We start from the raw sequence: 16,219 nt of genomic DNA on the forward strand, positions 1-16,219 counted from the left end.
TTAATTATTGGTCAGGCATTTTTTGCAGTTGCGATTAGCTGCAATAACTCTTCTATCCCCATATTAAATTATGAAACTAAATTAAAACTCACATCACCATAGTCAGACCAACTTACACCTTTAATAGTTCTTATTGGTGTTAGCTTCGAGGAATTTTCTTTTGGAATGAAAGCACATAATTCCATTGCTTTGTTGTCGCCCGATTGCCAGTGATGATGACCGTCTGTTATGAAAAGTTCGCAATTTAATTTCCCCAAAACATTTAATAACCAAACCCCAGAAGCATGACCACCTCCACCATAACCACCTCCATAACGAACATGAATTAAATGAGTAATTATCGCTTTGTTTGGGATTAATTTTTTACAATAGAAGATTTCATTTTCTGCAAAAGCATATAAAACAGGACAGGTAATGCTTCCAAGTCTATCACTTTCAACTCTTATTATTAAGAAAACTGCTCGGTCTGTTGCTGGTCCGCCTTCTGGAACTTGAACTATTTCATCATGTAATGGAAGATCTAGTCTCGTCAGTTCCTCAATACTTTCAACAATAATTTGTATTCCGTAGTCTGAGTAAATTGTTCCTTTGTCTAAGAATGATGAGTTTTGCCATGGGTTATAATCTGTGAAAAGAAATAGGTCAGGCGGTTGTGGTTCTTTTACTACTACAGGATGTAGGTAAGAAAATTTTGGATTAAGATAAAATAATGCTCTAAAATCTTTCCCCGCTGAAGGATACCACGCAATTCTTGGCTCACCGTTAAAGTCGTCTAAAAATTTTTTAAGTTGCCCTGTTTTATTGCCGTTAAGGTCAGTTAAAAGTTGTCTTGACATATAGCTAATTATTTATTTTATAGCCGTTGTTGTTACTGAACACGGTTTGCGTGTAGACAAATGTAGCCTTCTTTGCTCTTGCGCTAGGGCTATGGCGCTTTAAAGATATTAGTAACTAGTTCGTGAATTTAGAATCCATTTTGAATGATTTGTTCGATTGCTTGACTAGATGGGGCGTGTCCTTGGCCAGTATTAACATTTCCATATGGAATAAAATTATTGTTAAGATAATGGGCACAAAAATTTTGAGTATATAAAGAAGGTGGGACAGAAAATGCATAATGAATCTGATGATGGGGGAAATTTAACCCATTCATAAAATTAAAATCGACAAGCTCCAATAATTCATTATTGATTCTAACTCTGTCATCCCTTTGAAGTTTTATGCCATGAGTTGGGAGTAAATCTAAAATTAAAACGTTTTGAGTTGACAAATTAATCAAAGCCTGCATTTTAGATATTTGTCTTGTTTGATGTGGAGTAGACCCTGGGAAAACTCCTCTGTAGTATCTATATAAATACATGTCAGTTGAGTCGGATATATTATTCATCAAACTTATGTGGTGGAAAATATAGTTTGAATTATGTATATAAATACCAGTTGGCGCGGATTCTGCAATGAAAATACGCGGTGGTTGTGCTCCGTTAGCATTGGGTATATAGATGTTATTATAGTAGTTCAACCATGCATTTTCAAATTGGTTAAAACTTCCGAAGTTTCTTAATCCATAAACTCGGTTTGAAACTCTAGAAAGAAAGTTATTGTATTGTTGATTGTTCATTATGCAAATTATAAAGATATCAGCAGCTCCTTGTCCGTTTCATTAAAAACTAATCTGCCTTCAAAAACTGTTCGTATTATTTCACCAAGTTTCCAAATGTTATTACCGTCTGCACTGCTGTTATTAAGTAAATAAGTCAGTTGATTATCTAAAAAAGTAGAATGTAAATCTTTTAGATATACCTTTTCCTGATAATAAATTTCAAGTCCAACACCTGGGGAACAAGATACGCTAGTGCATAATGCATCAGCTAATTCATCTGTAATGTCTTGAGGCTTCGGAATTCGTTTAGACCATTCATAAGATTTCACGAAATTTTTCAGATCAGGATTTTCTTTTTGAGCGCGTTTTACTACTTTGTAAACTAGCGGATAGATTTCTTTTCCTTTCATAGTTGTATAAGATTTCTTTTCAAACTTTTTGCTGACGATTTACAATTCAATATTTGTTGATTGAACAGTGTCCATAGGTCCAAATTCAGAACCGCATTTTTCACAATTACCTTTTTGAATTATGAGCATATATTTTAGGTTTTAGGTTTTTAATCGAGACGCCACCCATCATTTACAAGTTCATCAATACTACCATATTCTACGATTACTGAGTTTGTTTCCGATTTGTCATTATAGTCACTCGTTGCTCGAATTACAAACTTGTAGCTCATTACATCTCCATATGCTATATAAGGCATAAGTTCAGCAAATTGGTTAACACAAAATTTAGCATTCTGTTTAAAAACTGGCGCTAGAGAAGCAGCAGAGTATATTGCCTCTAAATTTTTCTTTTGATATTCTTTATCTTCCATTTTGAATTGATTAATTTTTCCTACTCATTTGGCCTTTCGGTTTCGCCTCGTTTTTTTTAAGTGGTAGCTAGTTTCCACTTTTTAATTTTTCTTTTCTGTCACATTTGGTGGTCATATAATGTCTTATTCATTCAATTAATAATTAAATATATGGAAGATAATCAGTTATTTAAGAGTAATTAGTTGAAAACACTCCCTTAGTTTTGATCTAAATCAGTTCACTTTTTGCTGAAGATTACAAAAAATAGTAAGAAATAAGAACAGAGCTAAATTTTAAATAATTGATAATCAAATACTTAAATTATTAATTTTAGTGTTAAAACAGTGTTTATTTGATCTAAAAACAGTCTTTTTTAGAACATTTTTTGGCTTTAAAACAATAAAAAAGCCCTTAATAAGGGCTTTTTTAACTCTGCGGAGAGGGTGGGATTCGAACCCACGGTACCATTGCTAGTACACGAACTTTCCAAGCTCGCTCGTTCGGCCACTCTGACACCTCTCCAGTATTTTCGACCTTCCTCCTTAAGAGGGACGCAAAAGTATCAAAATTCTGTCAATATTGGAGATTTTAATAAATAATAGCGCATTTACAATCGCATTAATCGGCCAAATTGCTGAAAATTCAATATCTTTGCCCTAATTATTTAAACACAAGATTTCGGAATTAATGTTGAGTCTCGACGAGATCAAAAAACCCATAGCCACAGAACTGGACACCTTTGAAGGTAAGTTCAAATCGTCTATGAAAAGTTCTGTTCCGCTACTCGATCGGATCACACATTATATAGTAAAACGTAAGGGAAAGCAAATTCGCCCCATGTTTGTTTTCTTTTCTGCCAGCCTTTGTGGCGGAATAAACGAAGCCACTCACCGCGGTGCCGCACTTGTAGAACTTCTTCATACTGCAACGCTTGTTCATGATGATGTAGTGGATAATTCCTATCAAAGACGAGGTTTTTTCTCCGTAAATGCACTCTGGAAGAATAAAATTGCTGTATTAGTCGGCGATTTTCTCTTATCCAAAGGACTACTCTTATCCATAAATAATGGTGATTTTTCGCTCCTGAAAATCGTTTCTGATGCGGTAAAGCAGATGAGCGAAGGTGAATTATTGCAAATTGAAAAAGCACGACGTCTGGATATTGATGAAAAGGTTTATTATGATGTAATCCGTCAGAAAACCGCCTCCCTCATTGCTTCTTGTTGTGCTTGTGGCGCTGCTTCTGCAGGCGCAAGTGACGAAGTAATCGAAAAAATGCGTCTTTTTGGCGAGAAAGTGGGAATTGCCTTCCAAATTAAAGATGATCTCTTTGATTTTGGTACTGATGATGTTGGAAAACCCCTAGGAATTGATATCAAAGAGAAAAAAATCACCTTGCCCTTAATTTATGCGCTAAATAATGCCTCAAGCTCCGAAAAAAAGCGGATCATTAATTTAGTCAAAAATCATAATGAAGAAGCGGAAAAGGTAGCTGAGATTATTAGCTTTGTGCGCAACGGCGGCGGAATGGATTATGCTAAATCTCAAATGGAAGATTATCAAAATCAAGCTCTTGCTATTTTAAGTGAGTTTCCTGAACATGGTTCTAGAGACGCACTTGAACTATTAATTCGATTTACTACTGAACGAAAAAAATAAAAATGTCTAACGAATATCTGTTTTTTGGCAGTTTCTTGCTGTTTATTGTGTTGATGCTTGCAATCGACCTCGGACTTTTCAATAAAAAAGATCATAAGGTTAGCCTTAAAGAGGCAGCCATCATGAGTTTCATTTGGGTGAGTTTTGCCCTCGGTTTCTATTTTTTGCTAATCACCAATGGCGAGCTTTTGCATGGAATCACTGATTTTTCGCAGCTACAGGAAGTAACTACAAGTCACCTTCACAACATTAGGTTAAACCCCAATAATTTCGCCGAAAGTTTGTCTATTTATAAGCAAAATTTAGGTCTCGAATTTATCACCGGATATGTGATTGAATACGCACTTTCGGTAGATAATATTTTTGTGATGGTGCTTATTTTTTCTGCTTTTAATGTGGATGAGCGCTATTATCACCGTGTTCTTTTTTGGGGTATTATTGGTGCTGTTTTCATGCGTTTCGGCTTTATTTTCTTGGGCTCAACTTTAATTAATCAGTTTGGCTGGATACTTTATATTTTCGGTGCTTTCTTGGTTTATACAGGAATAAGTATGTTCTTAAGCAGAGATGAAGAGGAGAAAATTGACACTGAAAACCATAAGGTAGTCCGCTTTGCATCCAAATATTTCTCGGTTTATCCAGAATTTGTTGGAAATAAATTTTTCATAAAGGTGGATGGTGTAAAAATGGTCACTCCACTTTTTATTGTCCTTTTAATTGTAGAATTTACTGATCTTATTTTTGCGGTTGACTCAATCCCTGCAATTTTTGCAGTTACTAAGGACCCATACATTGTATTTTTCTCCAATATTTTTGCCATTTTGGGATTACGTTCCATGTTCTTCCTATTGGTAAATGTGATACATAAATTCCATTACCTGAAAGTGGGACTTTCAATTTTATTGTTGTTTATAGGAATAAAAATGCTTGCTCATCACTGGTTAAGTATGTGGGGATTCACAACGGTACATTCATTGTTTATCATCTTATTTATCCTTACCACAAGTATTGTGGCTTCGTTGATGTTTCCGAAGAAATCGTAATACGTAGGGACAGGTCGCGACCTGTCCTCTAATAGATCGTTTTGAAATTAAATGGACAGGTCACGACCTGTCCCTACAACATCTTCAATATCTCCTCCACATAGCCTCTATCATTTGCAAGGCGTGGAACCTTATGTTGACCGCCTAATTTTCCGCGGCTTTTCATCCATTCGTAGAATGTGCCATCTGGGGCGAGGTGGACTAATGGTCGTGATAGTGCCATGTCTTTGAATCGTTTTGCGTCATAGTCTGAATTGACCTCTCTCAAGGTTTGATCCATCACATCCGTAAAGCGTTCAAGGTTTTCGGGTTTTTTCTCAAATTCGATAATCCATTCATGGCCTCCAGCGTTATTACCTTTAAAATAAATTGGGCAGGCGGTATAATCGCGGATGATGGCCCCCGTTTCTTGGCAAGCCTTAGAAAGGCCTTTCTCGGCATTATCAATAATTAATTCCTCTCCAAACGCATTGATAAAGTGCTTTGTACGACCCGTAATTTGAATCCGATGGGGTGTAAGTGAAGTGAATTTAATGGTATCACCAATCATATAACGCCACAGACCGGCATTGGTAGAGATGATGAGCGCGTAATTTTTATTTAATTGAACCTCATCCAATCGCAAGGTTTTAGGATTTTCTTGGTGGATATTTTCCATGGGAAGAAATTCATAGTAAATGCCATAGTCTAACATGAGCAGCATCTCTTCCGAGTTTGACTGATCTTGAATTCCAAAAAAGCCTTCTGATGCGTTATAAGTCTCCAGATAGTACATATCATCTGAAGGAATCAACTTTTTAAATTGCTCGCGGTATGGTTTAAAGTTTACGGCACCATGGAAGTAAAATTCCAAATTCGGCCAAACCTCAAGGAGGTTGTCTTTGCCAGTAATTTCAAGAATGCGCTTTGCTAAAACAATATTCCAAGTAGGTACACCCGAAATATTAGTCACATTCACATCAATTGTTGCTTGAGCCATTTTCTCGATTTTCTCCTCGAAATTATCCATTAAGGTAATCGACATGTCGGGAGTACGATAAAATTCGGCCCAGAAGGGTAAATTTTTAATTAAAACGGCAGATAAATCGCCAAAGCTTGAATCAGCGTTTAGTTGATTTATTTGGTGACTACCGCCTAGAACAAGGCATTTTCCGGTAAATATTTTAGTATCTGGTCGATTATTGCAATACATCGATAGCAAGTCCTTACCCCCCTTAAAATGACATTCCTCCATGGATTCCTCACTTACAGGGATAAATTTACTCCGATCGTTTGTGGTACCAGAAGATTTGGCGAACCATTTAATTTCTGATGGCCAAAGTACATTATGCTGGCCACTCAGCATTTTCTCAATGTAAGGCTTTAAGGTATCGTAATTTTGAAGTGGGACTCTCTCTTTGAATTGATCTTGGTTTAAAATAGACTCATAACCATATTTTTTACCCCATTCTGTATTTTTAGCGGTCGAAATTAATGTTTGAAACCATTCATCCTGAACCTCATAAGGATATTTTATGAAAAGCTCGATTTGATGCATCCGCTTTTTCATGATCCAGGTAAAAATGGAGTTTACTAATGTCATTTATTTAGGATGCTTAAACAGATAAATGTTTCTTTTTACGTAGCTCAAAGTTTTGTCCAAGATAAAACTTTTTCGCCAATTCATTATTAGCAATCTCTTGCGGCGTACCGGTTAGCATGATTTTTCCTTCTGCCAAAAGATAGGCCCTATCTGTTATTGATAATGTTTCCTGCACATTATGATCGGTAATTAAAATGCCGATATTGCGCAGTTTAAGCTTCGCTACAATGCTTTGAATCTCCTCGACAGCAATTGGGTCAACTCCGGCAAAGGGCTCATCTAGGAGGATAAAACTAGGGTCTGCAGCCAATGCTCTTGAGATTTCTGTCCGGCGGCGCTCGCCTCCAGATAATAAGTCGCCACGGTTTTTGCGGACTTTATGCAGACTGAATTCGTCAATTAGCTCTTCTAATTTGTGTTTCTGCTCTTCTTTGCTCAGCTTCGACATCTCAAGCACCGCTTTGATATTGTCTTCAACTGTTAATTTTCTGAAAACCGAGGCTTCTTGCGCTAAATAGCCAATGCCTTTTTGCGCTCGTCGGTACATGGCGTCTTCAGTGATATCTTCATCATCCAAATAAACATGACCTTCATTCGGCTTGATTAATCCCACAATCATATAAAAAGAGGTGGTTTTACCAGCACCATTTGGCCCCAATAAACCTACAATCTCTCCCTGTGAAACATGGAAAGAAACATTATTTACTACGGTTCTTTGCTTGTACTTTTTGACAAGGTTTTTAGCTCTTAAGATCATTTTTTAGGATTTATTTCGCCCGTATTCCCTTTATGTTCAGCTGTAGTGATCTTTTCTCTTTCCATATGTTCTCGTCGATAGTATAACAAATATCAAATGCTTCGCCCGAATTAACCATAGGCATAAATTCTGCCAATCCAAATCCGATGCAATTATAATAAGTCTGATTATTTTGGTGAATACACATTTTTAGGTGGTTATTTCCTACCAATGATGCACTGCCGTAAGTATAAACATTTTTACTAATAAAAATGGGTGCCATATTTTGCGGCCCGAATGGTTCAAATTGTTTCAAAATTCGGAAGAACTTTGCATCAATTTGGTTTAGTAATATTTCTGTATCAATATTTATTGCTTGGACTAATTGCTCTTCGGTGATTGTCCTAGAAACAACCTCTTCAAACTTTTGTTGTAGGGCAGGTATGTTTTCTATCTTCATAGTTAAACCAGCTGCGTATTTATGCCCACCAAATTGTTCCAGGAGCTCACTACATTCACTTAGTGCTTCATAAAGATCAAAGCCTAATACAGAACGTGCCGAACCTGCTGCTTTACCATTAGAATGGGTCATTACAATGGTTGGACGATAATATTTTTCCGTTAAACGGGATGCAACAATCCCAATCACTCCTTTATGCCAATCCTCGTTATAAACAACAGTGGTTTTTCGTGCAATAAGTTCCGGATTTTGATCAATTATAGCTAGTGCTTGTTCAGTGATATTGCTATCATGCTCCTTACGTTCTGTATTTTTGGTATTGATAATTTGCCCCTTTTCAAATGCTAATGATGCATCTTCGGCAATTAATAGATTTACAGCATGCTTGGCATCATCTATTCGACCTGCAGCATTAATTCTAGGGCCTATCGTAAACACAACGTCGGTAATGGTAAGATCTTTCCTCCCCGAAATATCCATAAGGGCACTCAATCCATTACATGGATTAGTATTCAGTTTTTGTAATCCCAATGAGGCCAGGACTCTATTTTCGCCAGTAATTGGCACAATGTCGGCTGCTGTACTTACAGCGACTAAATCTAAGTATGCACTTACTTCCTCAAATGGGAGATTATTTTTTTGTGCGTAGGCTTGAATAAGCTTAAAACCGATACCACAGCCTGATAATTCTTTGTAAGGATATTCGCAATCCGCTCTTTTAGGATCTAGAATGGCAATGGCAGCAGGAAGGTTATCTCCCGGAAGGTGATGATCACAAATGATGAAATCTACTCCTTTTTCATTGGCATAAGCTATTTTATCGTTGGCTTTTATTCCGCAATCTAAAGCAATAATTAGGCTATATCCATGCTCTGCAGCATAGTCGATACCTTGGCTAGATATCCCATAACCCTCTACATAGCGATCTGGAATATAAAAATCTATTTCCGAATGGAGTTTTTTGAAGAAACTGAAGGTTAAAGCTACCGCAGTAGTGCCATCAACATCATAATCGCCATAAATTAAGATTTTTTCTCCCGCTTGAATGGCACGCTCAATACGTGCAATTGCCAAATCCATGTCCTTCATTAAAAAAGGATCATGAAGCTGATCTAAAGAGGGTCTAAAGAATAAACGAGCATCATCGTAAGATGTGATTTCTCGCTTTACCAAAAGATCAGCTAGTACGGCATCAATTTTTAAAGATTCTTGCAATTCTGCAATTGCAGTATGGTTTTTAACTTCCCGTTCCACCCATCTTTTTTCCATATCTTTGCATTTTATTGTGTAAAAATAGAATTTAACCTTACAATATACAAAGAACATTGAAAGCTTTAGCCTTATATGAAGGATCTTATTCAGTAGATAGTTCAAAGACCTTTATTCCTTTTGATCCTGCCATTCATAATCCAAAGGATAGACCCGCATCTCTTTTTATTTTTGTTCAGCCTTTTTTGGTCGAGACAAAGAATGATTTGATTGTTTTAGATACGGGTTTGGGATTTAAAGGACAATCGGGGGAGCTACTCATTCATGAAAATATTAGAAAAGCGGGCTATGATCCACAGGATGTAAGCTTGGTTTTGATGTCACATTTGCATTTTGATCATGCTGGGGGGATGGTAAATAATGATAATGGTCAGGTGTCACTTTCTTTCCCCAACGCCGAATATGTGATCAATCGTGGCGAGTGGGAAGCAGCCTATAGCAAGCCTTCACGCTCCTACAAAACCGAAATATTTGATTTTGTGCAAAGGAGTGGTTCGGCTCATTTTGTTGAGGGTAGCGGTAAATTAAATAATGAGATTTCTTATGAATTTACTGGCGGACATTGTGAAAATCATCAGGTTTTCTTGATTAATGAAGGTGATGAGACCATTTTTTTTGGTGCTGATATTCTCCCTGAACCGGAACAATTACTGAGGAAATTTATTGCTAAATATGATTTTGATGGCCGCAAAGCGATGGAATTAAGGCAAGAATACGGAATGAGGTCTGTTGAAGGTAATTGGGAATGCCTATTTTACCATGCAAAAAGCAAGGCCATTGCAAAGGTGGGATTTGAGAATGATGGGTTTAGGATTTTGTAGGGATAGGTTGTAATTTGGTGGTACGGTGACATCACCAACCACAGGTAAATTAGCTCACCATGTCATTGCGAGGAGGCACGACGAAGCAAACGCTTGTTAGCAGAAAAGGGATTGCTTCGTTACCCTCGCAATGACAGGTTGCTCTAAAGTTACACCTATAGCCGGACCTCTGGTCGGTGTTGTCACCGTACCAGTCGGTTGGTGTATCATTTCTCTGCAGCTTTGCTTCTCTGAAAGACACACAAATTAAATTCTCGCAAAGGCGCAAAAATTCTTGGTGAAATGTTTCTTATTTAGCTTCTTGTTATTTTAAATAAAAAAGGACAGGTCACGACCTGTCCTTACGGGCTGTACTCTAAAATCAAAATTATTTTTTCTTCGCGCTAAGGTTGATGTTTAATTCAAACTCATCCTCAATGGCTTTATCGCCGATATCTCCAAAGAAGTTTTTTGAGCGATATTTAATGTCATATTTAGTACGATCAACTTTTACGCCACTTGCAACGGCTACGATAATTCCTTTTTGTTGTTTTACGCTTGCTGGAAAAGTAATTGGATGCGTAATGCCTTTAATAGTTAAGTTTCCAGTGATATTTACACGATCTGTTCCTGCTGGACTTACCTTAGTAATGTCGAATTTTGATGTTGGATACTTATCTACTGAAAAGAAATCGTCATTTTTCAGGTGTGTTGTTAGTCGCTCACTGTCAGATGTTAAATTAGCCAAATCCATTACAAAGCTTCCTCCTTTTAATCCTTTCCCATCGTAAACAAGGGTCCCAGAGGTGATTTTTACTGTCCCAACATGGCCGCCAAGAACTTTTTTCGCAGACCAAGAAATAGTTGAGCGATCATTTTCTACAGAATAAACATCGTCTTTTCTAATTGTAAAAGATGCTAGGATCAGGATCGAGGCTAGCAAACTGAAGAGTAAATTACTTTTTTTCATGTGTTGAGTATTTATTAAAACCATATCAATATTAAGATGTTTTTTTTCAAACTTTATATTTTTTAGGTCAAATTTTTCTTTTTCAACAAAAATCAAGCCTCTTTTTTGGAATTAAAATAAATGCGGAAGCTTGTTCCCTGATTAGGAATGCTATCTACTTCAATCTTCCCACCCATAGCTTCAACTTGTGATTTGATGATATAAAGACCCATTCCCTTACCTTCAATTTCTGAATGAAAGCGTTGGTATAGCCCAAATAGTTTATCGCCAAATTTTTTCAAATCAATGCCCATGCCATTATCACTGAAATGAAGGATTGTTTGTCCCATTTTGTTTTCAGTTTTTATCTGTACCACTAGTTTCCTATCGTCCGATTTATATTTAATTGAATTTGTAAGGAGATTTAGTAAAATGCTATTTAGGAATTGCTTTGGGAAGTAAATTTGTGAGCGCTCTGAGAAATTTGTTTCCATCCGAAGCTCAGATTGTTGAACCTGACTGTTAATGCTATAAAGTACTTTATCAAATTCTGTCTGCAAGTTTAAGCTTTCGCTTTTTATATTTTCTCCATGTTTGCTAGCAATAAGTTCAACAAGATCGTTCAATGTACTATCTAGCTGTATCACACATTCGTATATTTTGTCGCTTATTTCAGCTTTAGATTCATTAGTTAAGGAATTATCTTTATGCAATTCCGTGAGGCTAATTAAATTTGTTACAGGAGCGCGAAGGTTATGCGAAATGATATGGGTGAACCTTTCAAGCGAATTATTGGCCTTAATTAGGGATAAATTATGCTCTTTTAATTTGTTGTTTTCATTTTGCTTCCTAAGAAGCCATTTTACAATGAGCACTAAAAGTAGGATCCCAATTCCAATTGAAAGCCCCCAATAAATACCTTCTAAAAAGTCGATACCTTTGCTATTTGTAAAATTCAACATAATAGGATTAATATTTAATCAGATTCGTGTTAACCTAATTTTTTTAAGACTTTAATTGTTTTTATTAATTTAAAATTAAAGTAAAGATAGTCTTTGATTAAAAAATATTCATTTTTATTTTCCAAAGGGCCAAAAAAAATACCTTGCCAAATATTGACAAGGTATTTTTAAATTATAACAATTGAAATTATGCCATTTCTTCGGCATAAGATTCAACGGGTGGACAAGAACAAATGAGTGTTCTGTCGCCATGCGTATCATTTACTCTTCCTACACTTGGCCAGAATTTAAATGCGGCTACATAAGGTAGTGGAAAAGCAGCTTGCTGGCGTGAGTATGAATGTGTCCAATCATTAGCTGTAACTACTGCTGAGGTGTGTGGAGCATTTTTCAACGGATTATCAATTTTATCCATTTTTTCGTTTTCAACTGCTTCAATTTCTTCGCGGATAGCAATCATTGCATCGCAGAAGCGGTCTAACTCATGCTTAGGCTCCGATTCTGTTGGCTCAATCATAACTGTTCCAGCCACTGGGAATGATACTGTTGGAGCATGGAAGCCATAATCCATCAATCGCTTAGCGATGTCAGTTACTTCAATTCCGAAATTTTTGAATGCTCGGCAATCTAGAATCATCTCATGTGCGCATCTTCCTTTTGAACCAGAATATAGAACCGGATAAGATCCCTCAAGTCTAGCTTTTATATAATTAGCATTTAGAATAGCGTATTTTGTCGCATTTGTTAGTCCTTCACCACCCATCATCGCAATGTATGCATGTGAGATCAAAAGAATTGATGCAGATCCCCATGGTGCAGATGATACAGCAGAAATAGATTTGCTATTCCCCATATCTACAACCGCATGACCTGGTAAATAAGGCACTAGGTGCTTAACAACGCCAATTGGTCCCATTCCTGGACCGCCACCACCATGTGGAATACAGAATGTTTTGTGGAGGTTTAGGTGGCAAACGTCGGCGCCGATGGCTGCCGGACTAGTCAAGCCCACTTGTGCGTTCATGTTTGCACCATCCATATAAACTTGTCCGCCATACTGATGAATAACATCACAAATCTCAATGATCGACTCTTCAAAAACACCGTGTGTTGATGGATAAGTAACCATTAAGCAAGAAAGATCATTAGCATGTTCTAAAGCTTTCTCTTTAAGATCAGCAACATCAATATTTCCTTTTTCATCACACTTCACAATTACGATTTTCATGCCAGCCATAGCAGCAGAGGCAGGATTTGTACCATGAGCAGATGATGGAATTAAGGCTACATTTCTTTGTACATCACCTCTGTCTAGATGATAAGCACGAATAACCATTAATCCGGTGTACTCACCTTGAGCACCTGAATTTGGCTGGAAACTCATGGCAGCGAAGCCTGTAATTTCGCTTAACCAGTCGTTTAGCTCTGCAAAAATCTGCATATAACCACCAACTTGATCAATTGGTGCAAATGGATGAAGTTTACCAAATTCTGGCCAAGTAACAGGAATCATTTCTGTGGTAGCATTCAGCTTCATGGTACATGATCCCAGTGCAATCATTGAATGGCAAAGAGAAAGGTCTTTTGCTTCTAATGATTTTATGTATCTAAGCATCTCATGCTCAGAGTGATGTGAATTGAATACAGGGTGAGTTAAATAAGTCGACGTTCTTTCAAGCTCTGAAGGAATTCTTGATTTTACATTATTAGCTAAACCGTCAAGATCAAGATCATGAATACTCTTTGCTTTGACCTTAGCAAAGAATTTGATGATGTTTATTACATCTTCTTTCGAGCTAGTCTCGTCAAGCGTGATGCTAACCATCGAACCTTCATAGTTCAAGTTAACTTCATTATTTAGTGCTTCTGAGTGAATCGGATTTTTTAATTCACCTAGGTCTAATTTAATGGTGTCGAAGAAAGACTTATTTTCTTGTTTGTAACCGAGACCTTCCAATGCATTTGATAAAAATACGCTCAATCCGTGAATACGTTTCGCAATTAATTTTATACCTGATGGTCCGTGATAAACGGCATACATACTAGCCATAATTGCTAATAATGCTTGCGCAGTACAGATGTTTGAGGTGGCTTTATCTCTACGGATATGTTGTTCACGTGTCTGTAGAGCCATTCTTAGTGCATAATTACCTGCACTGTCGATGGTTACACCGATAATTCTACCTGGTAATGAGCGTTTGTAATCTTCCTTAGTTGCAAAAAATGCAGCATGTGGACCTCCATATCCCATCGGGATACCAAAACGTTGTGTTGAACCAATAACGATATCTGCTCCCCATTCTCCCGGAGGAGTTAATAAGCTTAATGACATGATATCTGCAGCAACAGTTAATTTGATGCCTTTTTCATGTGCTTGATTAGCAAAATCAGTATAGTTATAAACTTCTCCTTTGCCTGCCGGATATTGAACAATTGCTCCGAACATGGTCTCATCCAATTGAACAGTTTGGTGATTACCAATGCGAATTTCTATCCCGTAAGGCTCTGCACGTGTTTTTAAGATGTCAATTGTTTGAGCTAGAACCTCCTCAGAAACGAAAAATACTTTGGCGTCTTCATTTTTACGAAGACTGTATTGCATGAACATCGCTTCAGCAGCTGCTGTTCCTTCATCAAGAAGGGAAGCATTGGCAATTGCCATTCCGGTGAGGTCGACCACCATAGTTTGGAAATTTAACAATGCTTGTAAACGGCCTTGTGCAATTTCTGCTTGGTATGGTGTGTATTGGGTGTACCATCCTGGATTTTCAAGAATGTTACGCTGAATAACACCTGGAACAATCACATCATGATAGCCTTGTCCGATATAAGATTTGAAAACTTTATTTTTTGAAGCAGTCAGTTTAAGGTCGTTCAAATAATCGAACTCACTTTTTGCTGTAGGCAAGCTTAAAGCTTTTTTCAAGCGGATGTTTGCCGGCACTGTTTGCTCAATCAATTCATCGATAGAATCTACACAAATGATGTCGAGCATTTGTTCAACATCTTTCTCATTTGGAGCGATGTGACGTTGCTCAAATTTTTCCTGATAATCTATGTTCAATTTCATTAAAATGGGGAGAGTTTTGATGGGTCAAAAATAAGTATTTTCTGCATATTTCACTGTGCTCGAATCTTTTTCAATGATAAAACTATCCATACATCTTTAAAATGAATAAACAGCCTCTAATTTTACAAATAGATGATTTTAAAATGCTTATATTCACGTTTGGCCCTATATAATTCTCTTAGTCTTGGCTTTTAAATTAATGGTAAAAGCAAAAAAAATTAAATAATTTCAATTAGTTTTTCTTCCAATTTTGTAATTAGAGTCCCGAAGCAGACAATATTCTTTTCTGGGATGCCATTTTCTCGTAACACTTGTTCAAATTCTTGGCATTTATCTGGCTCAACTGCGACTAATAATCCGCCACTAGTTTGCGGATCCGCCAAAATATGTTTCTGCCTTTCCGTGATACTTTTTACTTTATGTCCGTAGCTTGCCCAATTTCTATTCGTTCCTCCCGGGATTGAATTTTGATCTAAATATTCAGCTATCTCCGCAATTTTTGGAACTTTATCGAACTCCACAATTGCCTGTAGATTACTGCCTTCGCACATTTCTGATAGGTGGCCCAATAAACCGAAACCAGTCACATCAGTCATTGCTTTTATATAATTTAGTTTACCTAAAGTTTCGCCGATTTTATTGAGCATCGACATGCTTTTTGGAGCAATTTGTGCATGTTCCGCCTTTAGGATGCCTTTTTTCTGTGCGGTAGTTAAAATTCCAACTCCCAAAGCCTTGGTAAGATAAAGTTTACAACCTGCAGTGGCTGTTGAGTTTTGCTTTAAATTTTTAATATCTACCATTCCGTTTACGGCTAGTCCGAAAATAGGTTCGGGACTATCAATACTGTGTCCTCCAGCGAGCGTAATTCCTGCCTCAGCGCAAATGGAGCGTGAACCTTCAAGGACCTTTTGAGCCACTTCTGGTGATAATTTATCAATTGGCCAACCCAAGATAGCAATGGCGAGCACAGGCTTACCGCCCATGGCATACACATCACTAATGGCATTTGCTGATGCAATTCTCCCGAAATCATAAGCATCATCCACAATGGGCATGAAAAAATCGGTCGTTGAAATTAAGGCTGTGCCATTTCCTAAATCTAATACAGCAGCATCATCTCGCGTGTTATTGCCAACTAATAATGAAGGGTCAATGGCGTGTTTTATCGGACTATGAAGAATGAGGTCTAGTACTGCCGGACTGATTTTACATCCGCAGCCAGCGCCATGTGAATATTGAGTTAGTTTTATTTCTTCCGGGTTCATTTGTTAGTAGTGAGATGT

General features: G+C 37.2%; 14 protein-coding genes and 1 tRNA gene. 3 read left to right on the forward strand and 12 right to left on the reverse strand.

Features of this window, described 5'->3' with window-relative positions; all coding sequences use genetic code 11:
- Positions 1–68: 68 nt before the first annotated feature.
- The 5 genes from ACIQ0D_RS01930 to ACIQ0D_RS01950 form a co-directional block, all read right to left on the reverse strand.
- A complete protein-coding gene (locus ACIQ0D_RS01930) occupies positions 69–836 on the reverse strand; it encodes a hypothetical protein (RefSeq protein WP_395802577.1) in 768 nt (255 codons plus the stop codon).
- A 128-nt stretch (positions 837–964) separates the two neighbouring features.
- A complete protein-coding gene (locus ACIQ0D_RS01935) occupies positions 965–1,618 on the reverse strand; it encodes a hypothetical protein (protein ID WP_395802579.1) in 654 nt (217 codons plus the stop codon).
- 8 nt (positions 1,619–1,626) lie between these two features.
- Positions 1,627–2,010, reverse strand: coding sequence for a hypothetical protein (locus ACIQ0D_RS01940; RefSeq protein WP_395802581.1), 384 nt, complete (start codon positions 2,008–2,010; stop codon positions 1,627–1,629).
- 149 nt (positions 2,011–2,159) lie between these two features.
- Positions 2,160–2,423, reverse strand: a complete 264-nt coding sequence (locus tag ACIQ0D_RS01945; RefSeq protein WP_395802583.1) for a hypothetical protein — start codon at positions 2,421–2,423, stop codon at positions 2,160–2,162.
- A 415-nt stretch (positions 2,424–2,838) separates the two neighbouring features.
- Positions 2,839–2,925: transfer RNA gene (locus ACIQ0D_RS01950), tRNA-Ser, on the reverse strand.
- Positions 2,926–3,090: 165 nt separating this feature from the next.
- Here ACIQ0D_RS01950 and ACIQ0D_RS01955 point away from each other — a divergent pair.
- The gene (locus ACIQ0D_RS01955) at positions 3,091–4,062 is read left to right on the forward strand and encodes a polyprenyl synthetase family protein (RefSeq protein WP_395802585.1); all 972 of its coding nucleotides are present in this window, start codon (positions 3,091–3,093) and stop codon (positions 4,060–4,062) included.
- 2 nt (positions 4,063–4,064) lie between these two features.
- Positions 4,065–5,105, forward strand: coding sequence for a TerC family protein (locus tag ACIQ0D_RS01960; protein ID WP_395802587.1), 1,041 nt, complete (start codon positions 4,065–4,067; stop codon positions 5,103–5,105).
- A 73-nt stretch (positions 5,106–5,178) separates the two neighbouring features.
- Here the strand turns inward: ACIQ0D_RS01960 and ACIQ0D_RS01965 are convergent, their stop codons facing one another.
- From ACIQ0D_RS01965 to recJ, 3 genes are read right to left on the reverse strand one after another with little or no spacing between them, the layout of a single operon-like run.
- On the reverse strand, positions 5,179–6,687 hold the full coding sequence (locus tag ACIQ0D_RS01965; protein WP_395802589.1) for a GH3 auxin-responsive promoter family protein: 1,509 nt from the start codon (positions 6,685–6,687) through the stop codon (positions 5,179–5,181).
- 13 nt (positions 6,688–6,700) lie between these two features.
- Entirely contained in the window at positions 6,701–7,444 is a 744-nt protein-coding gene (gene lptB / locus ACIQ0D_RS01970) for an LPS export ABC transporter ATP-binding protein (RefSeq protein ID WP_395802591.1), read from the reverse strand.
- Between the two features lie 10 nt (positions 7,445–7,454).
- Entirely contained in the window at positions 7,455–9,152 is a 1,698-nt protein-coding gene (gene recJ, locus ACIQ0D_RS01975; protein ID WP_395802593.1) for a single-stranded-DNA-specific exonuclease RecJ, read from the reverse strand.
- 56 nt (positions 9,153–9,208) lie between these two features.
- Between recJ and ACIQ0D_RS01980 the strand changes: the two genes are divergently transcribed.
- Entirely contained in the window at positions 9,209–9,973 is a 765-nt protein-coding gene (locus ACIQ0D_RS01980; protein ID WP_395802595.1) for an MBL fold metallo-hydrolase, read from the forward strand.
- A gap of 367 nt (positions 9,974–10,340) precedes the next feature.
- Here the strand turns inward: ACIQ0D_RS01980 and ACIQ0D_RS01985 are convergent, their stop codons facing one another.
- The 4 genes from ACIQ0D_RS01985 to selD all read right to left on the reverse strand — a co-directional run bounded on the left by ACIQ0D_RS01985 (position 10,341) and on the right by selD (position 16,201).
- Positions 10,341–10,922: a YceI family protein gene (locus ACIQ0D_RS01985; RefSeq protein WP_395802597.1), complete on the reverse strand. Its 582-nt coding sequence runs from the start codon at positions 10,920–10,922 to the stop codon at positions 10,341–10,343.
- A gap of 92 nt (positions 10,923–11,014) precedes the next feature.
- Positions 11,015–11,863: an ATP-binding protein gene (locus tag ACIQ0D_RS01990; RefSeq protein WP_395802599.1), complete on the reverse strand. Its 849-nt coding sequence runs from the start codon at positions 11,861–11,863 to the stop codon at positions 11,015–11,017.
- Between the two features lie 187 nt (positions 11,864–12,050).
- Positions 12,051–14,933: an aminomethyl-transferring glycine dehydrogenase gene (gene gcvP, locus ACIQ0D_RS01995; RefSeq protein WP_395802601.1), complete on the reverse strand. Its 2,883-nt coding sequence runs from the start codon at positions 14,931–14,933 to the stop codon at positions 12,051–12,053.
- Positions 14,934–15,151: 218 nt separating this feature from the next.
- A complete protein-coding gene (selD, locus tag ACIQ0D_RS02000) occupies positions 15,152–16,201 on the reverse strand; it encodes a selenide, water dikinase SelD (protein WP_395802603.1) in 1,050 nt (349 codons plus the stop codon).
- Positions 16,202–16,219 lie beyond the last annotated feature (18 nt).

Source organism: Daejeonella sp. (genome assembly GCF_044342615.1).
Lineage (GTDB): Bacteria > Bacteroidota > Bacteroidia > Sphingobacteriales > Sphingobacteriaceae > Daejeonella.